This window comes from Exiguobacterium aestuarii (genome assembly GCF_020171655.1).
GTDB lineage: Bacteria > Bacillota > Bacilli > Exiguobacteriales > Exiguobacteriaceae > Exiguobacterium > Exiguobacterium aestuarii_A.
The window spans coordinates 1,190,633-1,214,824 of record NZ_JAIVAC010000001.1; the positions used below are offsets into that span (position 1 = coordinate 1,190,633).

The 24,192-nt window shown below is 47.3% G+C and carries 22 protein-coding genes; 4 read left to right on the forward strand and 18 right to left on the reverse strand.

Annotated features, from left to right (window positions below; translation table 11 throughout):
- Window positions 1-194 precede the first annotated feature (194 nt).
- The 12 genes from pnpS to dnaE form a co-directional block, all read right to left on the reverse strand.
- Window positions 195-1,922: a two-component system histidine kinase PnpS gene (gene pnpS / locus LCM29_RS06315; protein ID WP_214782205.1), complete on the reverse strand. Its 1,728-nt coding sequence runs from the start codon at window positions 1,920-1,922 to the stop codon at window positions 195-197.
- On the reverse strand, window positions 1,919-2,620 hold the full coding sequence (locus LCM29_RS06320) for a response regulator transcription factor (protein ID WP_074033421.1): 702 nt from the start codon (window positions 2,618-2,620) through the stop codon (window positions 1,919-1,921). The genes pnpS and LCM29_RS06320 overlap by 4 nt, the downstream gene beginning before the upstream one ends.
- Before the next feature lie 182 nt (window positions 2,621-2,802).
- Window positions 2,803-3,735 carry a malate dehydrogenase gene (gene mdh, locus LCM29_RS06325; RefSeq protein ID WP_224861534.1) on the reverse strand — a complete coding sequence of 311 codons (933 nt, stop codon included), beginning with the start codon at window positions 3,733-3,735 and terminating at the stop codon, window positions 2,803-2,805.
- Between the two features lie 37 nt (window positions 3,736-3,772).
- On the reverse strand, window positions 3,773-5,041 hold the full coding sequence (gene icd / locus LCM29_RS06330; protein ID WP_224862760.1) for an NADP-dependent isocitrate dehydrogenase: 1,269 nt from the start codon (window positions 5,039-5,041) through the stop codon (window positions 3,773-3,775).
- Window positions 5,042-5,140: 99 nt separating this feature from the next.
- Window positions 5,141-6,253 (reverse strand): citrate synthase, encoded by a 1,113-nt coding sequence (gene citZ / locus LCM29_RS06335; protein WP_214693233.1) that lies wholly within the window; start codon window positions 6,251-6,253, stop codon window positions 5,141-5,143.
- Window positions 6,254-6,438: 185 nt separating this feature from the next.
- Window positions 6,439-6,903, reverse strand: a complete 465-nt coding sequence (locus tag LCM29_RS06340; RefSeq protein ID WP_074033425.1) for a DUF441 domain-containing protein — start codon at window positions 6,901-6,903, stop codon at window positions 6,439-6,441.
- A gap of 67 nt (window positions 6,904-6,970) precedes the next feature.
- Window positions 6,971-8,713 (reverse strand): pyruvate kinase, encoded by a 1,743-nt coding sequence (gene pyk, locus LCM29_RS06345; RefSeq protein ID WP_214693235.1) that lies wholly within the window; start codon window positions 8,711-8,713, stop codon window positions 6,971-6,973.
- Window positions 8,714-8,806: 93 nt separating this feature from the next.
- Window positions 8,807-9,775, reverse strand: coding sequence for a 6-phosphofructokinase (gene pfkA, locus LCM29_RS06350; RefSeq protein ID WP_214693237.1), 969 nt, complete (start codon window positions 9,773-9,775; stop codon window positions 8,807-8,809).
- Between the two features lie 160 nt (window positions 9,776-9,935).
- Entirely contained in the window at window positions 9,936-10,886 is a 951-nt protein-coding gene (locus LCM29_RS06355; RefSeq protein ID WP_214693239.1) for an acetyl-CoA carboxylase carboxyltransferase subunit alpha, read from the reverse strand.
- The gene (gene accD / locus LCM29_RS06360) at window positions 10,864-11,718 is read right to left on the reverse strand and encodes an acetyl-CoA carboxylase, carboxyltransferase subunit beta (protein ID WP_074033936.1); all 855 of its coding nucleotides are present in this window, start codon (window positions 11,716-11,718) and stop codon (window positions 10,864-10,866) included. Before accD ends, LCM29_RS06355 begins: the two co-directional genes overlap by 23 nt.
- A gap of 14 nt (window positions 11,719-11,732) precedes the next feature.
- Window positions 11,733-12,287 (reverse strand): FadR/GntR family transcriptional regulator, encoded by a 555-nt coding sequence (locus LCM29_RS06365; RefSeq protein WP_224861536.1) that lies wholly within the window; start codon window positions 12,285-12,287, stop codon window positions 11,733-11,735.
- A gap of 77 nt (window positions 12,288-12,364) precedes the next feature.
- On the reverse strand, window positions 12,365-15,532 hold the full coding sequence (gene dnaE, locus LCM29_RS06370) for a DNA polymerase III subunit alpha (protein ID WP_224861538.1): 3,168 nt from the start codon (window positions 15,530-15,532) through the stop codon (window positions 12,365-12,367).
- A 102-nt stretch (window positions 15,533-15,634) separates the two neighbouring features.
- Between dnaE and LCM29_RS06375 the strand changes: the two genes are divergently transcribed.
- Complete coding sequence (locus LCM29_RS06375; RefSeq protein ID WP_074033430.1) at window positions 15,635-15,826, forward strand: hypothetical protein; 192 nt, start codon at window positions 15,635-15,637, stop codon at window positions 15,824-15,826.
- Between the two features lie 16 nt (window positions 15,827-15,842).
- Here the strand turns inward: LCM29_RS06375 and LCM29_RS06380 are convergent, their stop codons facing one another.
- A complete protein-coding gene (locus tag LCM29_RS06380; protein WP_224861540.1) occupies window positions 15,843-16,811 on the reverse strand; it encodes a DHH family phosphoesterase in 969 nt (322 codons plus the stop codon).
- 75 nt (window positions 16,812-16,886) lie between these two features.
- On the opposite strand from LCM29_RS06380, the gene LCM29_RS06385 reads away from it, so the two are divergent.
- Window positions 16,887-17,201, forward strand: a complete 315-nt coding sequence (locus LCM29_RS06385) for a YtpI family protein (protein ID WP_074033432.1) — start codon at window positions 16,887-16,889, stop codon at window positions 17,199-17,201.
- A gap of 42 nt (window positions 17,202-17,243) precedes the next feature.
- Here the strand turns inward: LCM29_RS06385 and LCM29_RS06390 are convergent, their stop codons facing one another.
- Window positions 17,244-18,554 (reverse strand): DRTGG domain-containing protein, encoded by a 1,311-nt coding sequence (locus LCM29_RS06390; protein WP_214782184.1) that lies wholly within the window; start codon window positions 18,552-18,554, stop codon window positions 17,244-17,246.
- A gap of 165 nt (window positions 18,555-18,719) precedes the next feature.
- Between LCM29_RS06390 and LCM29_RS06395 the strand changes: the two genes are divergently transcribed.
- On the forward strand, window positions 18,720-19,817 hold the full coding sequence (locus tag LCM29_RS06395; protein ID WP_214782181.1) for a M24 family metallopeptidase: 1,098 nt from the start codon (window positions 18,720-18,722) through the stop codon (window positions 19,815-19,817).
- Between the two features lie 42 nt (window positions 19,818-19,859).
- Here LCM29_RS06395 and LCM29_RS06400 read toward each other — a convergent pair whose 3' ends face one another.
- Complete coding sequence (locus LCM29_RS06400; protein ID WP_224861542.1) at window positions 19,860-20,582, reverse strand: metallophosphoesterase family protein; 723 nt, start codon at window positions 20,580-20,582, stop codon at window positions 19,860-19,862.
- Between the two features lie 11 nt (window positions 20,583-20,593).
- Window positions 20,594-21,319, reverse strand: coding sequence for an SDR family oxidoreductase (locus LCM29_RS06405; protein ID WP_224861544.1), 726 nt, complete (start codon window positions 21,317-21,319; stop codon window positions 20,594-20,596).
- 183 nt (window positions 21,320-21,502) lie between these two features.
- Here LCM29_RS06405 and LCM29_RS06410 point away from each other — a divergent pair, with 183 nt between their 5' ends.
- Window positions 21,503-21,940 carry a universal stress protein gene (locus LCM29_RS06410; RefSeq protein ID WP_012726732.1) on the forward strand — a complete coding sequence of 146 codons (438 nt, stop codon included), beginning with the start codon at window positions 21,503-21,505 and terminating at the stop codon, window positions 21,938-21,940.
- Between the two features lie 52 nt (window positions 21,941-21,992).
- On the opposite strand, the gene LCM29_RS15250 is transcribed toward LCM29_RS06410, so the two are convergent.
- Both LCM29_RS15250 and LCM29_RS06425 read right to left on the reverse strand, forming a co-directional pair.
- Entirely contained in the window at window positions 21,993-22,589 is a 597-nt protein-coding gene (locus LCM29_RS15250) for a 3D domain-containing protein (protein ID WP_318247818.1), read from the reverse strand.
- Between the two features lie 377 nt (window positions 22,590-22,966).
- Entirely contained in the window at window positions 22,967-24,178 is a 1,212-nt protein-coding gene (locus LCM29_RS06425) for an acetate kinase (RefSeq protein ID WP_214693261.1), read from the reverse strand.
- Window positions 24,179-24,192 lie beyond the last annotated feature (14 nt).

The following is a 24,192-nucleotide window of genomic DNA, read 5'->3' on the forward strand; positions in this document are numbered from 1 at the left end:
AAGCGTTCGAAAAAAAAGACCCTTTTCTACGAATAGAAAAGGGCCAAATTCTCGACCGTGTGGAGATGAGCACCGATCGAGTCACGAGATGATGAAGAGGTCTCATTCATAAGAATAGCAAGGTTTTGTAAAGCAAATATGAATGGAATGGCAAGGTTTTGTAAAATGATTAATCACACGTGAGGTAAAGGATTTCAAACTGTTGGGAACGTGATGGTGAACGTAGTCCCTTTACCCTCGACGCTATCGACATCGATTGTCGCATGATGGAGATCGATGATGTGTTTCACGATAGCAAGACCTAGACCCGTGCCACCTGAATTTCGGCTTCTTGCTTTGTCGACACGATAGAAGCGCTCAAAGATTCGACTGACTTCTTTTTCAGCAATCCCGATTCCATTGTCCTTGACGCGTAACTTGTAGGCATCCTCATTCGCCTCGACAGAAATTTCGACACGACTTCCTTCCGGAGAATAGTTGATGGCGTTTGCGACGAGGTTCATGATGACTTGCTTCATCCGATTCAAATCGGCCTGTAAGACGGCCGTCCCATGATGCTTCGCCTCTAGATGAATCGACTTTTTGTCCGCTTTCTGACTGAGCAAGAGACATACCTCATCGACGAGCTGGTTCAAGTCGACGGATACCAGTTCCATCTGGAAATCATCACGTTCTAATCTCGACAGCTCAAGCAAATCTTCAACAAGCATCTGCATCCGCGTCGCCTCTTTTTGAATGATGTCTAAGAACTGGTCGCGGAGTTCAGGCACTTCTTTAGCCCCGTCGAGTAATGTCTCACTAAATCCACGAATGGAGGTGAGCGGGGTCTTGAGTTCATGACTGACGTTCGCGACAAAGTCTTTCCGCATCTTCTCGAGTCGCTTCAGCTCCGTGATGTCGTTAAATAATAATGTCGTCCCACGAAGCATTCCCGTATCACTGAAAATCGGTGCAGCAGACACCATATACGTCTTCTGATTAAAGCCAGTTCGAATCGATAACTGACGACGATGAACTTCTTCCGTCAAATAGACGTCTTCGATCAGAGTCTCAACATCAGGACTTGGTAACATCCCGTGATAAAATTGTCCAATCGACAAATCATCGTATTGGAACATCTCGCGATACGAACGGTTGACTAATGTGACGATGCCTCGCTCGTCCACGAGAAGGAGCCCTGCCCCCATATATTCGATGAGTGATTCGAGTCGTGCTCGCTGAACCGATTCTCCGAGTGAAATTGACTCCAAATTTCGGGCGAGGACGTTGATTGATCCAGCGAGACTTCCGGTTTCCTCGTCATTTCGCAGTTCGTAAACGCGAGCCCGATAATTACCATCGGCGAGTTCCCGTAAGACGATGGTCGCTTCATCGATTGGTCGTATGAATTGGTTCGTCAGATGCTGAAGGACGAATAAGATGATGAAAAATGAAAAGAACAGCGCGAGCGCAATCGTTAACCAAATTCGATCATACACACCTTCAAGGTCTGACACGTAACGGATGAACGTTAAATAGACCGTCTCCCCTGTCGCAAGTTCAATCGGTTTTGTGAACTGAATCAGTTCATCTTCGTCTGCTTCACCAAACGTTCCGTCTTCAGGCACCAGACTCGGTTCAATCTTATAATCGATTGACCCGACACGAAACGGCGTCCCGGCGATGACTTCATTCCTGCTATTGAGAAGCAGTATGTCAAAGCTACTCCCGTCATCGATTTGACCGACATATCCTCGAATTTCGTCTAGCTCTCCTCCTTCAAGGTACAAAGCGGCGAGCTGAGCATCCTCTTTCAAGCGGTCACGTTCAGAATCCAAATAAAAATCTTTGAACAGTTGGCCAAGCACGATGCCAAGCGTCAAAAGCACGCCTGTGACGAGAAGAATGAGCGTGGTCATGAATCTAGAGCGATACGTCTTCATTCCGAAGTCGGCTCCTCCATTTTATAACCGAGTCCACGAATCGTTTTAATATATGTCGGCTTCTTCGTGACCGGTTCGATTTTTTCACGGAGATGACTGATATGAACATCGACGATTCGCGTGTCACCGACGAAATCGTAATTCCAAATAGCGGATAGCAATTGGTCTCGTGTCAGCACACGTCCTTTATTTTTAGCCAAGTATGCTAACAGTTCAAATTCTTTCGGAGTCAATTCGAGACGTTCGCCTTGTTTGAACACTTCGTAGTTCGACGCGACAATTTTTACGTCACCGATTTGAATGACATCCTCCTCTACCGCGGTTTCTTGTGGCGCCGAGCGTCTTAGAATCGCTTTGACACGTGCCACGACTTCGCGCGGACTGAACGGTTTCGTCAAATAGTCATCTGCACCGAGCTCGAGTCCGAGAACTTTATCAAACTCATCATCTTTCGCCGTGAGCATCAAAATCGGTGTGTTGACTTTTTGTTGACGGAGTCGCTTACACACTTCAAGTCCGTCCATTTCCGGAAGCATTAAATCGAGCACGATTAAGACGGCATCTTTCTTTTCAGCCAGTTCCAATCCTGTCTTTCCATCATGTGCGGTTTCCACCTCGAAACCAGCTTGTTCTAAATTGAATTTTAATAACGTCGCAATCGATACTTCGTCGTCGACAACAATTACTTTATCAGCCACACTACTTCCTCCTCTTAATCCATCAAATGTCACTCTCTATTTTACAAATCAAAGCTTGCAACGACCAACCTCAAAGCAAATCTTTACAAAAACAAAACAAATCCACTTTTAGTGTAGCATGCCCCACATGATGGAAACCGCAAAAAAGTGCTTCCCACAAAATTGCAGGAAGCACTTTCTACTTATAAGACGCCTAATACGGAGCGGACCGAGTCGGCAGAACGTGAAAGTGCTGCTTTCTCCTCATCCGTCAAGTCGAGCTCAAGTACTTGCTCGATGCCATGTTTCCCAAGAATCGTCGGGACGCCAAGATACAAATCGCTAAATCCGTACTCGCCTTCTAGATAAGCAATAGCAGGTAAGATGCGACGCTGATCTTTTAAAATCGCCTCGACCATCTCTACGATTGCGGCAGCTGGCGCATAATACGCCGAGCCGTCACCTAGCAGTTGAACAATTTCACCGCCACCTTTACGTGTCCGTTCGACGATTTGCTCAATCCGCTCATGTGGTATGAGTTTTTCAAGCGGGATTCCCCCGGCGTACGAGTAACGCACGAGAGGCACCATATCGTCACCATGTCCTCCAAGAACAAACCCGGATACATCTTTGACAGAAACGTTCAATTCTTGAGCGACAAACGTCCGAAAACGAGCCGTATCCAGCACACCAGATTGTCCGATGACACGTTCTTTCGGGAACCCTGATTCTTTAAATGCCGCATAGGTCATCGCATCCACCGGGTTGGTCAAGACGATTAAAATCGCTTCCGGAGAATAGCGAGCAATCTCTTTGACGACAGATCGCATGACGTTTGCATTGGTTGCAACGAGATCGTCTCGACTCATCCCTGGCTTACGCGCGATTCCCGCCGTAATCACCACAATGTCCGAATCAGCCGTATCGGCGTAATCTGATGTTCCCGTAATCCAAGCGTCAAACCCTTGAATCGGAGCCGTTTCTTGCATGTCGAGCGCTTTCCCTTTCGTCGGTCCAACTTTTTCTTCCATATCGAGTAGAACGACATCCCCTAGCTCACGTTGAGCCAGGTATAGTGCAGTGGTTGCACCGGTGAAGCCACTTCCAATTACAGAAATTTTGTTACGACGAATCATGAGCTCTCCCCCTCAATTGGCGACTTATTCGTTTAAATTACATGTTTTTGATCAATTCATCCGCAAATTCAGAACACTTCACTTCTGTCGCGCCGTCCATGAGACGTGCGAAGTCATATGTGACAACTTTCGAAGCGATTGTTTTCTCCATTGAGTTGATGATGAGGTCAGCCGCTTCGTTCCAGTTCATGTGGCGGAGCATCATCTCACCTGAAAGGATGACTGAAGATGGGTTTACTTTATCGAGACCCGCGTATTTCGGAGCTGTACCGTGTGTCGCTTCGAAGATTGCATGTCCTGTGATGTAGTTGATGTTCGCACCAGGTGCAATCCCAATTCCACCTACTTGCGCAGCAAGTGCGTCTGAGATGTAGTCACCGTTCAAGTTCATTGTCGCGACGACATCGAACTCACGTGGGCGTGTCAAGATTTGCTGGAGGAAGATATCAGCGATCGAATCTTTGACGATGATTTTCCCTTCAGCTTCTGCTTTCGACTGAGCTTCGTTCGCAGCTGCTTCGCCAGACTCTTCTTTGATGCGGTCATACTGTGCCCATGTGAACACTTTGTCACCGTATTCAGCTTCAGCGAGTGCATAACCCCAGTTTTTGAATGCGCCTTCTGTGAACTTCATGATGTTTCCTTTGTGTACGAGCGTGACAGATTTACGATCGTTCGCAATCGCATATTCAATCGCAGCACGGACGAGACGTTCTGTCCCTTCAGAAGAAACAGGCTTGATGCCGATTCCTGATGTCTCTGGGAAACGGATCTTGTTCACGTCCATTTCATCTTGCAAGAATTTAATGAGTTTTTTCACTTCGTCGCTTCCTGACGCGTACTCGATTCCTGCGTAGATATCTTCTGTATTTTCACGGAAGATGACCATGTCTGTATCTTCAGGACGTTTTACTGGCGAAGGAACACCTGTGAAGTAACGAACTGGACGAAGGCATGTGTATAAGTCGAGTTCTTGACGAAGGGCAACGTTCAATGAACGAATCCCACCACCGACCGGTGTCGTAAGTGGTCCTTTGATTGCAATCAAGTACTCGCGAATTTGATCGAGCGTTTCTGTCGGGAGCCACTCACCTTTTTCGTTATAAGCTTTCTCCCCAGCGTATACTTCCATCCATTCGATTTTCTTGTCGCCGCCGTATGCTTTTTCAACTGCAGCATCGAATACACGAACAGCCGCGTTCCAAATATCAGGACCTGTTCCGTCACCGATAATGAATGGTACTGTCGGAACGTTTGGTACGTTCAATACACCGTTTTCAACTGTAATTTTTTGTCCTTGTGTCAACATAATGAATCCCCCTAAGTACATTACTGTAGGTCGACGCGTACGCCGACCTACGTCACTTGTTAGTTTACCAAACTTTTGTCTAAAATGTGTCTCGAATTAACGTTCGTTCACAGGAACATATTTACGGCTTGTTTCACCGACATATTCCGCACGTGGACGAATCAAGCGGTTATCCGCATATTGCTCGAGAATGTGCGCGATCCAACCTGACATCCGTGATACGGCGAAGATTGGTGTGAATAAGTCTTCTTCAAGACCGAGCGCATAGTAAGTTGATGCCGAGTAGAAGTCGACGTTTGGTTTCAATCCTTTTTCTGTTTCAACGAGATGATCGATTTTCTCAGACATCTCATACCATTTCGGCTCGCCGATTTGAGCAGTCAACTGGCGGCTCATTTCTTTCAAGTGCTTCGCACGCGGGTCGCCGTCTTTGTAGACACGGTGACCGAAGCCCATAATTTTTTCTTTGCGTTCGAATTTACCACGTACATATTCTTCAACACGGTCGACCGAGTCGATCTCATGAAGCATTTTCATAACCGCTTCGTTTGCACCACCATGAAGCGGTCCTTTGAGTGCTCCCATTGCCGCCGTCACACCAGAATACATATCAGAAAGCGTCGCCACACAGACACGGGCTGTGAACGTCGAAGCGTTCAATTCATGGTCTGCATGAAGGATAAGTGCTTTGTCGATTGTCTTCTCTGCGACTTCGCTTGGTTCTTCTCCATTCAACATGTATAAGAAGTTTGCTGCATATGAAAGACCTTCTTTTGGAGCGACAGGTTGCTCGCCTTTACGTAGACGTGCGAATGCCGTCACGATTGTAGCAACTTGTGCTTGAAGACGAATCGCTTTACGCATGTTTGCCTCGTCACTCATGTCTTCAGATTCTTCATCATATAGAGCGAGTTGTGAGAGCGCCGTACGAATCGTCGCCATTGCATTGGCTGATTTCGGTGCACGGGCTAACGTATCAATCACTTCTTCTGGCAACGTCGCTTCTTTCACGAGTGCCTCTGAGAGCGCTGTCAATTCCTCTGCATTTGGTAAGCGATCATTCCACAATAAGAATACAACTTCTTCAAATGTGGCGTTGTCCGCTAAATCATCAATGGTGTATCCTCCATAAGTCAATTGTCCGTCAATAATTGAGCTGACTTTTGAGGCTGCTGCCACAATACCTTCTAACCCTTTTGTCGTTGACATTCATAACTCCCCCTCAGTCTTGTTTGAAAGTAGTCGACCGTAAAAACAGTCTGTGTATAGGGAATAAGGATACGGGACGGGCTTCTCCCCTGCATTCACCCAGTCTCCGTTTACCCTGTCCTTTATATAGTATAAACAATTTATTGCAAAAAAGAAATGTAAGCGGCTTCAGTTGTCAGAAAATATCAAAACCATTTTTCAATGACTTGATATCCACCTAAAATCAAGGCTGCAATTCCAGCCCCAATCAACGGTCCAACAGGTACACCTTTCATGAATCCAACCGCTAGAATCGTGCCTGCGAGAAGCGCCGTCGTGACGACTGGGTCGACGCGCATCAATTGAACGCCTTGCGCCGCAGCTAAGGCTACAAAGATTCCTGAACCAAATGCAACGATTCCAACTGGGCCACGAATACTATTCCACAATTCTTTAAAACCGATATCACCGGTCGCAATCGGGACGAGTACGGCGATCGTAATAATCGTCACACCCCAATTGATTCCTTTCGATGCAAGTGTCGGAAATAATTGATCACCAAACCCTAATGCTTTAATGATGAGTAACGCACTGCTTGCGATAATGATTGACTGGTTTTGTGCAATGACACCAATTAGCACCAATAGAATTAAAAATAGATATGCACTCATACGTATTCCTTTCTTCGAACGGAAAAAGAACCGACCTTTGTAGAAGGCCGGTTCGATTGTCGTTCAATTATGCGTTATAGATTTTACCTGTGAGTGGGTCGATTGAAATCATCTGACCGTCACGAAGTGAAGTTGTAGCTGTGTCTACACCTACGATGACTGGCTTACGGAGTGATGGTCCAACGATACCAGCATGGCTCGTCAATCCGCCGTCTTCCGTGATAATTCCAGCCGCTTTTTCGATGGCAGGCATCATTTCTTTATCTGTGAATGGCGCCACGAGAATCATGCCGTCCTTCGCTTTCGCGTTTGCTTCTTCCGCATTTTTCGCGACAACGACTTCTCCAACAACACCGCGCTCACCGATTCCACGTCCGTCTGCGAGAGCATGACCGACGATGTGGACTTTCATCATGTTCGTCGTACCAGCTGTCGCTGCAGGAATACCAGCTGAGATGACAACGAGGTCACCGTCAGTGACGAATCCAGCGTGACGTGCTGCTTCTGATGCTTGAACCAACATTTCATCCGTGTTGTTTGGCATCGTCTCAGCAACGATTGGGTATACGCCCCAAACGAGGTTTAATTGACGAGCAACGCGCTCTGATTCAGTGACTGCGATGATGTTCGCTTCCGGACGGTATTTCGCCGTACGAGCAGCTGTGTATCCTGATTGCGTTGGCGTCAAGATCGCTTTCGCGTTCAAGTTGATTGCTGTGTGAGCAACCGCTTGTGAGATTGCATCCGTTACCGTATGCTCACTGCGCTTCTGACGATCTTTCAACAAGTTTTTGTAGTCAAGCATGCGCTCAGTGCGCTCTGCGATTGCAGCTTGCATTTGAACTGACTCGATTGGGTAGTCCCCTGCAGCTGTTTCACCAGAAAGCATGACTGCATCTGTTCCGTCCAAGATGGCGTTTGCTACGTCAGATGCTTCCGCACGCGTCGGACGCGGGTTACGTTGCATCGAGTCGAGCATTTGCGTTGCAGTGATGACCGGCTTACCGAGGTCGTTACACTTCTTGATGAGTTCTTTTTGAACAGGTGTTACTTCTTCTGTCGGGATCTCGATACCGAGGTCACCACGAGCAACCATCAAGCCGTCAGAGATTGCCAAGATTTCTTCGATGTTATCCACACCTTCTTGGTTCTCGATTTTCGGATAGATCTTGATGTGTGACGCGTTGTGTTTTTCAAGAAGTTGACGAATTTCTACCACGTCAGACGCACGACGTACGAACGATGCTGCGATGACGTCGATGTCTTGTGAGATACCGAACTCGATGTCCGAGATATCTTTGTCTGTGAGGGCAGGAAGGTTTACCTTGACGTTTGGCAAGTTAACACCTTTCTTCGTCTTGATGATTCCTTCGTTTTCGATTACGCAACGGAGGTCGCGGTTCGGAAGTTTTTCAACGACACGGAGTCCGATGAGACCGTCGTCGAGCATGATGTGTGAACCGACTTCTACGTCTTCGTAAAGACCTTCATACGTTACAGAGAAACGATCTTTCGTTCCGACGATTTCTTCGCTTGAAACGATTGTGACTTCTTTCCCTTTTTCAAGAAGAGCTTTTCCATCTTCAAACGTATGTGTACGGATTTCTGGACCTTTCGTGTCAAGAAGGACTGTGACCACTTTCCCAGCTGCTTTCGCCGCTTCACGGATGTCACGGATACGAGCGCCGTGCTCTTCATAGTCACCGTGTGAGAAGTTGAGACGGGCAACGTTCATTCCAGCTTCAATCATTTCAGGAAGACGCTTCTCAGAAGCCGGTCCAATCGTACATACAATTTTCGTTCTACGCATAATATAAAAACCTCCTAGGGGATATAGTGCAACTTACATACAGAAAACGGGGGGCCATAGACCTGATCCCGTCTCTGCAACTTCTAAAATCGATTAGATCGACAATTGGTTGACGAGGTCAATCAATTGCATATCGATTGTGTGCTTGTTGTGGTCGAGCGCCTCATCGATATCAAGATCCATCATCTGGTTATTACGGATTCCGACGACACGGCCCGCTTTCCCTTCAAGAAGAATCTCGACAGCATAAGCACCCATACGGCTTGCAAGTACACGGTCTGCAGCAGTTGGGGAACCACCACGTTGAATGTGTCCGAGAATCGTAACACGTGTTTCTGAGTTCGTCTTCTCGGCAATCAATTTGCCGATTTCTTCAGCACTTCCGGCACCTTCAGCAACGATGACGATTGAGTGCTTCTTACCGCGTGCAATCCCGTGGTTGATTCGTTCCACGATTGCGTTCAACTCTTCTGGACGTTCTGGGACAAGGATCGACTCCGCGCCACCAGCGAGACCAGAATAAAGCGCGATATCACCAGCATCGCGACCCATTACTTCAATCACATACGTACGTTCATGAGATGAAGCTGTGTCACGAATTTTGTCGATTGCGTCAAGCGCTGTGTTGAGCGCTGTATCGAAACCGATTGTCGCATCCGTTCCCGGAATATCGTTATCGATCGTACCAGGAAGGCCGATTGTTGGGAATCCGAGTTCCGTCAATTTTTGAGCTCCGCGATATGAGCCGTCTCCACCGATGACCACGAGGGCATCGATATTGAACTTCTTCAACTGTTCTACTGCTTTTGCGCGTCCTTCTTCTGTTCTGAATTCAGGACAGCGTGCAGAGCGAAGGAACGTACCTCCACGTTGAATGATGTCGCCGACTGATCCAAGGTTTAATTCGACTAAATCACCTTCGATTAATCCTTGGTAGCCGTTATACACACCGTACACTTCAAGACCTTCGAAAATCGCTTTTCGGGTCACGGCACGGACAGCAGCGTTCATTCCAGGAGCGTCTCCTCCGCTCGTTAATACCGCAATACGTTTTAAATTCACGTCACTCACCTCTTATGTGTTTTAACGAAATCTGAAAATAAAATACCATGTCTGACCTTTGTTTTACAACACAAGTATGTGAAAAAAATGCATAGGGTATCCTACAAAGCAGTCACTTAATGAATGAATAACTCTATATTCAAAGCCATTGTTAACGTTTTCACTCACTAATTGTGCCAATTTGATGATATTTGGTCGCACGTCCTTGAATGAGCTGAGAAGTCGACAGATCGAGCAACTCGTTCATGTGCTGTAATAATACAGGTTTCAAGAGTGATGACTGTAATGACACATCGACATGCGCGCCCCCATACACTTCACCTACAACTTCATCCACGATCCCTAGGTTGAACAAATCTTGTGCTGTAATTTTCATCGTTTCTGCTGCACGCTCTGCTTGTTTGGCATCTTTCCACAAAAGTGCCGCTGCACCTTCTGGCGAGATGACCGAGTACGTACTATTCTCAAGCATCAACAATCGGTCGCAAACACCAATCCCAAGCGCACCACCAGAGCCGCCTTCTCCGATAACGACGGAAACAATCGGTACTTTCAACGTCGCCATTTCAAACAAGTTTCGAGCAATCGCTTCACTTTGACCTCTCTCTTCAGCGGCTTTCCCTGGATAAGCCCCTTTCGTGTCAATGAATGTCAAAATCGGACGATTGAACTTCTCGGCTTGCTTCATGAAACGTAGTGCTTTTCGGTATCCCTCAGGGTGTGGCATCCCAAAATTCCGCTTCATGTTTTCTTTCGTATTCCGACCACGCTGATGCCCGATGATGGTCACCGGAACACCTTCGAATGTCGCAAGTCCCGATACGATTGCCGCATCATCATACCCGTGTCGATCGCCATGGAGTTCCATGAAATCAGGGAACATGTGATGGATGTAATCGAGTGTTGTCGGACGTTTCGGGTTTCGCGCCAATTGTACGCGGTCCCACGGTTTCATATTCCCATAAATATCTTTTTCTAATCGGTCGAGCTTTAACTCCAGGTGACGAATCTCACGTGATAGGTCAATCCCTTTTGTTTCGGCTGTCTCACGCAATTTATTTAGCTGTTCGGTCACTTCTTTGATTGGGTCAAACATGTCGAACACCCCCATCGTGTAATCCGATCATTTTCTTCAAGAACGAACGCATCTGTTCACGATGGATGACCGCATCCAATTGTCCAGACTCGAGTAAGAACTCTGCCGTCTGGAAGTTTTCCGGAAGTTTTTCCCGAATCGTCTGTTCGATGATTCGTCTTCCCGCAAATCCAATAAGCGCACCGGGCTCTGCGACGTTTAAGTCGCCAAGCATCGCAAAACTTGCTGAAACCCCACCTGTCGTCGGATGTGTCAAATAGGCGATGTAGAGAAGACCCGCTTCATCATGTTCTTTTAAAGCGATGGACGTGTTCGCCATCTGCATCAAACTGACCATCCCTTCTTGCATGCGTGCGCCACCTGACGCCGTGAATAATACGACCGGGAGACGACGTGACGTCGCTTGGCGAACAGCAGAGGCAATCGCTTCCCCTACGTAAGCACCCATCGACCCCATTCGGAATCGAGCATCCATCACGCAAACGACGAGTGGTAGTCCATCAATCGTCGCTTTTCCGCAAACAACCGCTTCTTCAATCCCGGTCCGTTCACGGTCTTTATTCAACTTTTCTTCATAATCAGGAAAATCGAGTGGATTCGCTTTGACGGAAGGTCCCGCAAACCGTTCGAAAGAACCTTCATCGACGAGCATGTCGATTCGTTCCTGTGCATGAAGCGGAAAATGGTAGCCACAGTCACATACCTTATGATTTTCGTTTAACTGTTTTGTATAATGCATATATTTACAAGATGGGCACTTCGTCATTAATCCCTGTGGAGCGTCAATTTTTGGTTCTCGTTGACGCAACGGCATATATCGTTTCGGTTTCTTGAAAAAAGCAGTCATCGCTTCCCCCTCGTTCATTCCGGCATCCCCATTCCACGCCACGTCTCGACAAAACGCTTACGTTCTTCGAGCGTATATAACTCCCCAACATCTAGTCCCTCAAAAAATCGGTTCACTTCGCTCCAAATCCTGATGAACAACTCATTCTTCAACTGAAAAATGAGTTGCTGACGAAACGTTCGATCCTCTTCGATCACTGCCTCTAATTGAGTCAGTCGCTCCTTCGTCGGCTCTACTTCCGAAAACGCCATTCGCTCTAACAGTTTGAGCATTTCGATGATATCGGTCGCTTTCGTCTGTTTCGTGACGATGAACTCCGACAAAATCTCGATGTAGCGATGTCGGTCCTGTTCACATAGGTAAGTACCCCCGCCGCGTCTAGTCTCGACGATACCTAAAAAGCTCAATGCGCGTAACGCTTCTCGAACAGAAGCGCGACTAATGGATAGCGTCTCCGCAAGTTCACGTTCGGATGGAAGTCGATCCCCTGGGACCAGTGACGATTGGACAATTAATTTTCGTATCTTTGAAATATTTTCGTGAAATGTGGATGCGTGTTTTTCATGCATCTGACCGTTCAACTCCCTTATTTGGATCACTTATCAATCTTAAGTGGTCAGACCAATTAGTGCAATTATATCATTATTTAGGACTTGGTACTAGTTTCTGGACCAACCATTTTCATATCGACTCGTTTTAAAACAACATTCTCTTCTCCGAATCGCCTCTTCGCCTCTGCAACATATTCCTCGTTCGGGTTGATTGCAAAAGCGGATGCCAGTTGTTTCACTTCTTTTGAATCCGTGAATCGACAGACGACCGGAACATCTCCTTGTGCACGCTGAATCCAGTCTTCTAGTTCAGAGAATCGATCTAACGTTAGCCTTACGAACAGAGCTTGACCATGTAATGGGCGCACTCGTTCGACAATCAATTGTTTGCGTCCATCCCGTTCGTTCGAATGAACTTCAAGCAACAAAATGTTACCTACGTAGAGGGAGCGACTGAACTGGGCAAAGGTTCTTGGAAAGACGACGACTTCTTCTTGCGTCACCCCATCGTCTACCATCATGACACCCATCCGCTCTTGCTTTTTCGTCATAAACGTACGCACGTCATCCACATACACGACCAGATACCCGTTCGTCCCGTGCAGAACGTCTTCAATCGTGGAGGGCTCAATTCCCACGTCCGGAATCGTTGTAAGCGGCGAGTGCACAACCCATGTTCCGAGTGCTTCCCGCTCTTCTTCAGACCAGTTTGGTTCTTTCGCTTTTTTCTGCTTAAGCCCGAGTGATGATAGTTCATCTGGTAAGAAGTGCGTACCAGCCTCTTCACGTAAACGTTCGACTGCTTCAAACGCACTCGTCCGATCACCGTGATACATTCGGTCAAGCGCTCCAGCTCCTAGCAAACGTCTCAACTTGAGTTGATCTTTACTCTTCCATTCCATCGCTTCTTGAAGAGTCCGGACGTCTTTTAGCTGTCCATTCAACTCGATGAGTCGTTCTACGTCTCGTTTCGTCAGTCCTTGAATCGCTTTAAGCCCAAGACGGACGCCAGGACCTTCAAGTGTCGCATCGGCATGACCGTGCAATACGTCTGGCGGATACACAGGGATTTTGTCTTTACGCAATAGTCTCACGAGTTGACTTGTCTTCTCCGACGTCACGACATGGAAAACACGTGGATAATGCGCTTTGACGTAAGCCAGTCGATAACTGATCAAACTGTAGGCGACCGCATGGGAACGGTTAAACCCATACCCTGCAAACTTTTCAATCCAAGAGAAGATTTGTGACAAGACATCTCGGTTCTTTCCTTCAGATTGACGTAAAAACCGCTCTCGTTCTCGTTCAATCGTACCGGTATCTTTTTTGGCAATCGCTCGTCTGACCAAATCCGCCTCGGCATATGAATATCCACCGAGTTTTCGAAGAAGTCGCATGACCTGTTCTTGATAAACGAGCACGCCATATGTCGACTTCATGATTTCTTCGACGTCCGGGTGAATCGGTTGATATGGCATACCTTGTTTTCGTTTTGCATACGTTTCAATAAACTGCATCGGTCCTGGTCGATAGAGCGACATCGTCACGACGATATCCTCAAACTCCGTCGGTTTGACTTGACGCAACGCCTGTTTCATACCCGACGACTCAAACTGGAAGATCCCGTCCGTCTCTCCTCTTGCTAACAATCGGTACGTCCGGGCATCATGTAAGGGAATCGTCTTCAAGGAGAACATTGCGTCACTCTCACGGACCAATTCCTCCATTTGACGAAGGCGAGTCAAGTTTCGGAGCCCGAGCAAATCAATTTTGAGTAGCCCGATTTCTTCCAAATCCTTCATATTATATTGGGTCACATGATCCTCGAGTTCGGGTTGAAGTGGAGTCACGTCTTCAATCGGTTGACGACTGAGTACAACCCCAGCGGCGTGTATGGATGATTGACGTGGCAACCCTTCTAGCTGTTTCGCAATCCGAATCAACTGTTGACGCTTCTGGCTACCTGCGAACCATTTCATCTGTTTTGGATTCGCCATCAATTCGTCCAACCCACCTGATTTCACTTGTTTACTTGCAGCCTGCCCCTCTTCTAACGTCATGCCGAGCGCCCTCGCGACGTCACGGATGGCCGCCTTTGCCCCAAAGGTTGCGAGTGTACCAATTTGCGCCGCATGAGTCTCCCCATATTTCGATAGCACGTATGAAACGACTTCTTCCCGACGCTCATCTTCAAAATCTAAGTCAATATCCGGCATCGAGACGCGTTCCGGATTGAGGAACCGTTCAAATAGGAGACCATAGCGAACTGGGTCGACTTCTGTAATGTGCAGTGCAAAACTGATGAGCGAGCCGGCCGCCGACCCCCGACCTGGACCGACCTCGATCCCGGACTCACGGGCGAATCGGATGATATCTTCGACAATCAGAAAATACGAAGAAAACCCGGTCTTGGCAATGACGTCAAGCTCAAACTTCGCTCGTCCGATATACGGTTCTTTCATCAATTCCATCGCTTTTAACCGTTCACCAACGAGTCGCTTCAACTTTTGATCAGCGTCCGGTAACTCTGGAATCGCGCCTTCCACTTGTGGAAGTTGCTCGATTTGAATCAGTGCTTCAAATCGCTCAAGCTCGCCCAATTCTTCTGAAGTGAACCAGTCGTTCATCTCGCTTGGTAGCCGGACATGCAGACCTTTTTGACGTACATCCTCCTCTGACATCACTTCGCCTTCTCGAATGGCAGAGATTGCCCGGAAACCCTCCACATCTTCAGGTCGCATATATCTCGTTTCAGGGACCGGAATCAGTTGGACGGCGAGTTCTTCTTTCATCATGCGAAGTTGCTTTAACAGTTGTACCTGTTCTGTCGTCTGCGGTGCCGGGAGACCGAGCCATAGTCTGTTCTCGTCTACAAAAGACAGCAGTTGATGATAAAGACGACGTCGATGGACCGGGTCGCTCGCTTTCCAGTTTTCCGGTAGGACAATGAGTGGCATCGTCGTGCGTTCATCGATCCCGCCTTTCTTGATGATTCGATATTGCTCTTGTAGTTCTGCTTCGTTCGATGCATACGCAAGTACCGACACATCGAGCCCGTCTAGTCGAAGGACGGTTCTCAGTCCGATGAGCGGCTTCACCCCATAGCGTTTGCAGTAGGATAGAAACGACGGCACACCATAAAAGGCATCGTCTGCGATGGCGACCGCGCGACTCCCCCGCTCTGTCATCTGCATCACATATTGCTCTAGTCGAATCGTGCTTTGTAGTAAGCTAAAAGCAGTTCTGACATTAAGATGAATCATCTTCGTCCTCCTCTCTATTTAATGGAATTGTCAAACTCAATTCTCTACTTCTCTGATACAATAATTATAGACAAAACTCACGACAAAAGGGGGCAAAAGCGTATGATTATCAATCGGGGACAAATTGCGCGCGATAAGTTAGAAAAATTACAGAACGGTCAAACCGTCTTTGCGGACAGTCCTGAAATCATCGACCGACTTCGAAAGTATATTGCAGAATATCAACTCGATGTCGTCGAAGATGTGACCGACCGCGGCACGTGGTTTATCCCACAAGAAAACGGAGACAAATGAAGAGAGCTGACCGCGGTCAGCTCTCTTCATTTTCTTCAAACGTGAACTCTCCTGCCACTTCATTCAGAGCAGCAATGACGTCATCCATTTCATCCCACGTATCAATCGTGGCACCTGACGCCATCGGATGGCCACCACCACGGTAACGCTTCGCCACTTCATTGATGACAGGTCCTTTCGATCGAATCCGGACACGAATCTCTTCTTTGTTTTCGACAAACATGACCCAACATTTCAATCCTTCGAGGCCAGAGAAGCTATTGACGAGTTGCGATGCCGCTTCCGGGGACGCATGGAACGTCCGGAGCACATCTTTATCAATCTTCACATACCCGACGCCTTCTTCTGTGACATTGACGTGCTGTAACACGTACCCTTGTAACTGTAGCGTCGCTAAGTTGGTCTTATACATGTGTCGGTACAGTTTGTTCGTATCGATGCCTTTGTCAATCAATCTCGAAGCAATCTCAAACGTACGTGCCGAGGCATTACGGAACTGGAAGCGCCCCGTGTCACCTACGATACCGGCATATAATAAGAAGGCCGCTTCTTGATCAATCGGATAATCCCAAATGTTCGCCAGCTCCACAATCATCTCGGACGTCGAACTGACCGTGGTGTCCACGATTTGTGTCATCGCATACGGGTCTTCATCAGGGTGATGATCGATTTTAATGATTGTTTTTCCTTTTAACGCATATGGTCCATCGATTCGTTCCTGATTCGCTGTATCTAGAATCAAAACGAGCGCATCCTTATACATTTCTTCCTCAACGTGTTCCATCTTTCCTAAAAATTCAAGGTCGGGCACCATACCACCGACTACATAGATCTTTTTATCCGGATGAACCGACTTTAAAATACGTTGGAGTCCGAGCTGGCTCCCCAATGCATCGGGGTCTGGTCTGACATGTCGATGAATAAGAATGGTGTCAGCCGCCTCGATTTCTGTTTTGATTGAATCCGCTTTCGCCCATGCCCACATGATGATTCCTCACTTTCCTACACACTATTATGGTATGATGATAACAGATTACGAGAAAGAAAGGGGTTCCTTCACTTGCAACTTGTCATGATTGGACTCATTTTGTTCGCGCTCGGAGCGTACCTTGTCTTCAAGCGTCGTGCTTTTTTGACAAAGACGCCAAACCGTAAAGCTTTGTTCAATACACAAGCTTTAATCTGGTTAAGTTTATTTCTCGCGCTATTCGCCGCGAACCAAATGGTTGGTGGATTCGGTTTGAATTCATCGGTCGGTTGGATTGTCAGTATCGTCATGTTGGTCGTCGGCTTAGGCAATGCGGTCGTTGGATTTATCCGTTACCGGAAAATCTATCCGCTCGCCGCAGAAGAACCGACGAATACGCCTTCATAAAAAGAGAGCACCCGCTACTCGTGTAGCCGGTGCTCTTTTAAGTTACCGATCAATCAACTGTGCCGTGACAAGCGCCTTGGCGACAAGTTGTGTACCTTGTGTCATCTCCACATCAACTTTCCCGAACTTCCGCCCAAGATCGAAGACGTTTGCCGACACTCGAATCTGACTCTCAATCTGAATCGGTTTCATGAAATAGACGGTAATGTTCTCGACCACCAAATCCCCTTTTTTCATATGACGCAGACTGCGTGTCGCCCCTTCGACTAACAAAGTCGTCAACACACCTGATGACGCGGTCCCCATATGGCTCGTCATTTGCGGAGCAACCTCGACAGTAAACGCCGTACCGTTCGACGTGGGATCTTCTTTCAATTGGTTCGTGATCATGTTGTCGAACGTTTCACCGACTTGTGGCTGACGATTCGCAAGCTGCAACGCCTTCAACACATCTTGACGACTGATGATTCCGAGCAAGCGACCATAGTTATCGACGACAGGGAGCATCTCAATCCCTTCCCATACCATCTGGTGCGCAGCGTTGGTCACGCTCGTCTGGACGCCGACAGTAATCGGGCTCTTTGTCATGACTTTCTCGATATCATAGTCGTGCGATTTGTCGATGACATCTTTCGCAGTGATCACCCCGACCACCTTCATCTGCTCATCGATGACCGGATAACGATTATGCTTCGTCCGCTCATTCAATTCGTGCCAACGTTTCACCGTGTCATCCGATTTCAAATAAAACGTGTCGTGAAGCGGAATGACGATGTCTGAGACAAGAAGAATCTCTTTCTTGATGAGTCGATCATAAATAGCCCGGTTAATCATCGTTGCGACGGTAAAGCTGTCGTAAGAAGTCGAGATGACGGGCATATCATACTTATCCGCCATTCGTTTCACTTCATCCGTCGTATCAAATCCCCCTGTGATCAACACGGCCCCGCCGGACTGCAAGACGAGTTCATGCGCCTTCTCCCGGTTTCCGATGATGACGAGTGAATCGACATCGATATAACGCATCATCGCTTCCAATTTCATGGCTCCGATGACAAATTTAGATAATGTCTTATGCAGACCATTTCGTCCACCCAACACTTGTCCATCGACAATATTGACGACTTCGGCAAATGTCAGCTTCTCAATATTCTCTTTTTGTTTACGCTTGATCCGAATCGTCCCTACACGTTCGATGGTAGAGACGAAGCCCAGGTTCTCAGCTTCTTTGATGGCCCGATAAGCCGTACCTTCTGATACAGCTAACTCTTTGGCGATTTGGCGGACCGAAATTTTTGACCCAACATCGAGTGACTCGATATGTGCTATGATCTGTTCATGTTTTGTGGTCATACGCGGAGTCCCTTCTCTCAATACATTTTCTACTCTTTCTAGTATACTGTATCAGTCAAACTTGTTCAAACTGTACTAATCAAATTGCAACATTTCCTTTCTGTTTTCGAAACAGCTATAATAGACGAGTAGTCAACGTAAGAGTGAGAAGGGAAGGGATTCATCTTGAATCAACGCACCAATCAAATTGCACAATCTTTAGCGACGAAAGGATTAGACGCAGCATTCGTCACATCGAAGGCATCTGTATTTTACTTCTCGGGAGTATACGCAGAAGCACACGAGCGGCTGATTGCCATCCTCGTCCTAAAGAATGGGACAACTGCCATCATTTGTCCTGCCCTTGAAAAAGGAATTGTCGAAGCGAGTGACTGGACAGGTGAAATCGTGACGTACATGGACCACGAGAATCCGTGGGATAAAATCGTCAAGTTGTTCCTCGATAACCAAATCGTTCCTGAGCGTATCGGGATTGAAGGCGAGCATTTGACATTCAATCGTGTCGAGCAACTCCGCGCTGGTTTTGCCGGATTGTCGATTATCGATTTGACAGACGAACTCCAAACGTTACGCATGATCAAATCACCGGATGAAGTACGTACAATGAAACGCGCCGCTGAACTTGCAGACATGGCAATCGAAGCAGGAATTCGTTCACTCCGTGAGGGCGTGACCGAGCTCGAAGTCATCGCGGACATTGAATATGCGATGAAACAACAAGGCGTTCGTGAAATGTCATTCGACACACTCGTATTGTTCGGTGAAAACAGCGCTGACCCTCACGGTGTACCAGGCAACAACCGTTTGAAGAAAGGCGATTTCGCCTTGTTCGACCTCGGTGTCGTCTGGCAAGGGTATTGCTCGGATATCACTCGAACGGTCGTCTTCGGTGAAGCGAGTACGAAACAACGTGAAATTTACGAAACAGTATTACAAGCAGAAGAAGCAGCGATCGAGATGGCGAATGTCGGTACGACGCTCGGAGCGATCGATATCGCAGCCCGTCAAGTCATCACGTCTGCTGGATACGGTGAGTACTTCACGCACCGTATCGGTCATGGAATCGGAATCGAAGTTCATGAACATCCATCGATGGCGGCGAACAATGATATGACAGCTCAAGTCGGCATGACGTTTACCGTCGAACCAGGTATTTATCTACCGGGTGTCGGCGGGGTCCGTATCGAAGATGACCTCGTCATGACGGAGAGCGGTCCGATTGCATTGACGAGTTATCCGAAAACACTTCAAGAGATCGTATAAGAAAAAGGTGGGGTCCAAGGACCTCACCTTTTTACGCATTCCTCAATAGAACAATCGGAACATGACATCGCGTTGCGGGACTTCATAACGTTCCATTTTCTCTAGAAATATTCGTTTGTCATAAGGGACAGCCCGCAGATCAATCTGCATCCCCTTTTCCCCGCCTGACAAAATCGCGAACCGCGCAAGTTCATCTCGTGCGACACCGAGCGCACCAGGATTGACGTACCGCTTCTTCTCGTCTTCGAATAGGTGAACCGGGTGGTGATGCCCAAATAAGATGATATCCCCATCGTACTCTCCATACAACCGTTGCATGTTTTCAAGTGTCGGTTCGAGAATGTCATGGAACGGTTCATCAACGATGGTGGCTTGACGCTTTTCGCTCGGGATATGGTAGTGGATACCGAACGCTTTCTGACTAGCCATCTCACTCGTAATCGTTCGTGGAAGAGACTCAAGAACATCCACATATCTAGAATCGAGATGACGTGCGACCCATTCGTGATGCGGTCGCGTATGCGCGTAGCTTTCTGGGTGACCATGTCCGGATAGGAGCGAGACGACCGCTTCATCGTGATTACCGGAAATCATGTGTGCCCCGCGGTCAATCAATCGCTCCATGACCGCGTTTGAGTCTGGCCCCATCGCAATCATGTCACCAAGTGACCAGATCATGTCGACCCGTTCTGTATCTAACGAATGAAGGACTGCCTCTAGCGCCTCTAGATTTCCGTGAACGTCAGTCACAACGCCAATCTTCATCGCTCTCCCCCTCACTTTCGATACTGATGGACAACGTTGACCCCGCCGGTCACATCGATGACGGCGCCCGTAATCATATCTGATTCCTCATGTAATAGGAAGGAAATGAGTCGTGCGATATCCTCTCCAGTTCCGTGTCGTCCGACTGGAGTCCCTTCATCGATTTCCGCTTCCTCGATACGCATCTCTTTTTGAGATCCGACGATGTTTCCTGGATTGACCATATTTGCCGTAATCCCAAAAGGCGCTTCCTCAAGAGCGACCGATTTCGTCAAACTGACGAGTGCCGTTTTTGCTGCTGCAAATGCTGAACGGTGAATCCATCCGGGAGCTGATGCACTTTCCGGAAACCCGTATGAGATGATGCGCCCGAAACGATTCGAGCGCATCGAAGGAATCGCGCGACGCATCAACCAAAACGAGGCGGACAGGTTACCTGTCACCACTTCATCCCACTCTTCATCTGTCAATTCAACAAGCGGTTTCCGTTCAAAAATGTATGGACCCGCATTTAAAATCAAAGCATCCGGTTCACCAAACCGCTCGACCGCCTCCTCATAAGCCGAGAGCAGCTGTTCGCGGTCTGTCAATCCTGCCTCGATCATATGTATCCGCTCATGTTCCCAATCAATCGGATTCCGCTGTAAAATACTGACGTGCCATCCATCTTGCAAAAGACGCTCTGTCACGACACGGCCAATCCCTTTCGCACCAGAAGTAATCATTACATGTCTCATCGTCCAACCTCCTCCGCCTTATTTTACCCGTTCTTTCACGTGAATTCCAAACTTGGACATGTCGTGAACAATTCTATGAAAAAATTCACTCCTTTTCATGACGAAAAAGCGTGAAATTCGAAAGAAGTGGTATACTATATATGTAAGCCGAACGTATATTTCGAGCGAAAGGTTGGGATTTACATGGCAATTGTATACAAACACATTCTATCTGCCGTTGACGGCTCTAAAGAGGCGGAACGTGCATTTGAGACCGCAATCGATGTCGCCATTCGTAACGAAGGGAAACTGTATGTGGGTCACGTGATTGACACGCGTACATTCGCGACAGTTGAAGCCTACGACCGGACGATTACCGAACGCGCAGAAACGTATGCCAAAGAGTTACTCGAAGACTATGTGAACCGCGCGAAAGAACGTGGTGTGAAAGAAGTCGAGACCGTCATTGAATACGGTTCTCCAAAAGTGACAATCGCTAAAAAGATTGCTCCTAACCATGATATTGATCTTATTATTTGTGGCGCGACTGGGTTGAACGCTGTCGAACGCTTCTTTATCGGAAGTGTTTCAGAAAGTATCGTCCGCTATGCGAAGTGCGACGTGCTCATCGTCCGTCAATAATCATTTATTCTCGAAAAAGGGGTCTTGCGCAATCGCAAGACCCCTTTCTTTATTACAACACCTTGACCGTAACCGTTTTACGACCGAATTGAATCGCCGCACTGTGCGAATACATTAAGATGTCGATTTTATTTCCTTTGATGGCGCCGCCAGTATCTGCAGCCGTATATGTTCCTAACAACTTGCTCCCTACGTATACTTGAACTTTCGTTCCAAGTGGAATGACACGTGGGTCGACCGCGATCACATTACGTTTTTGTTTACGAACGTCCCAACCGAGAGCCGTTTTCCCAGAACAGCCTTTGCAATAAGGTGTATACGCCGATGCTTTCATCGCGTAAGTTTTGCCGACAGACTGTTTCTTCGCTCCTGTTGTCGTGACATAACTTGTCGCAATCCATGCTTTTTTCTTTTTATAATAAACTTGTGTCCAGGCACCTTTTGAACCTAAACGTTGTAACTTTTGACCTTTGTTTAACTTGCCTAAGATTTTTGTACCCACTCGTGCATCTGAACGGATATTTAAATCGTTCACTTTACTGACGACATAAACTTTATTTGAAGAGGCAGCTTGCACTTGCGATTGTGGCAGGAAAAGCGTTGAAACTAAAATCGTAATTAGCATCATCCATCCTAACTTTTTAAGCATGCAATCGTTCCTCCCTTAGTTCAGATCGTGTCATCGATGAATTTCACATCGAATGTTTCGTCCAGATAACTATATGATGAAATATGTAGCAGTGCCGTTACACTTACAGTTCATTTGAATGTCACGAACGTTACAACTTGATGTCAAAACAACCGATTATTTGCTTTAAATTGCACCTTTGAAACGAAGTAGAGATATTTATATAAATACTCATCCAATATATGGTTCTTTCATGACTCAAATGTTACAAAATGATATAAAACATGCACCTAATGTTACAAAGCGAAAAATCATTTGTCCCATTCATTCTCTAGCACGTTAGGAAAAAAGGCTCAAAAAAACCCACGTTACGCAAAGTAACGTGGGTTTGAGTGATCTTATGCGTGCTCTTCAACGAGGTTTGCAATGCGAACCGTATCGCGCGCGATGACCAATTCTTCGTTCGTCGGGATGATGATGACCTTAACTGGTGAGTGTGGGTAGTTGATGAACAACTCTTTGCCTCGTGCACCATTGTTAAGTGAAGGATCCCAGTAGACGCCCATGAATTCGAGACCACGGAGGATACGCTCACGGATGACATCCGAGTTTTCACCGACACCGGCAGTGAAGATGATGGCGTCGACACCATTCATTTCAGCAGCATATTGACCGATGTAACCGTGAATACGGTTTGAGAAGATTTTGAGAGATACTTCTGCACGGTGGTTTCCTTCTGCAGCCGCTTGCTCGATGTCACGTAAGTCACTTGAAATACCAGAGAGACCGTAAACACCAGACTCTTTGTTCATGACGTTCAAGACGTCTTCAGCAGACTTCCCTGTTTTTTGCATCAAAAATGGGATAAGGGCTGGGTCAAGCGAACCTGAGCGAGTTCCCATCGTAATTCCTTCAAGCGGTGTGAAGCCCATTGTTGTATCAATCGAACGACCACCTGCAACGGCTGCGATTGACGCACCGCTACCGAGGTGACATGAGATTAAACGCAAGTCTTCGAGCGGACGACCGAGAAGTTCTGCTGCACGTTGTGTCACATACTTGTGGCTCGTCCCGTGGAAACCATATTTACGTACACCGTGCTCTGTATAGTATTCATACGGAAGACTGTACAAGAAGTTCTCTTCTGGCATCGATTGGTGGAATGCCGTGTCGAATACCGCAACTTGTGGAACGTTTGGCAAGATTGCTTGGAAAGCACGAATCCCAGTCAAGTTTGGTGGGATGTGAAGTGGTCCGAGCTCTGTGAAAGACTCGATGTTCTTCATGACTTCGTCATCGATCACAACCGAATCCGCATACAACTCTTTCCCGTGTAACACACGGTGACCTACGCCAGAAATTTCATCGAACGATTGAATGATATCAAGTTCGATCAGTTTCTCTAACGTCAATTCAACCGCTTCTTTGTGCGTGTGAAGTGGCGTGACCACGTTGAACTTCTGTCCTTCACCGTACTTGATTGTAAAAATTGCATCTTCTTTCCCTACACGCTCAACCAATCCAACTGCGAGCAACTCTTCCGTTGGCATCTCGAGTAACTGGAACTTGAGCGATGAACTACCAGCATTGACTGCCATAATTTTCGTCATGTCATACACCTCTT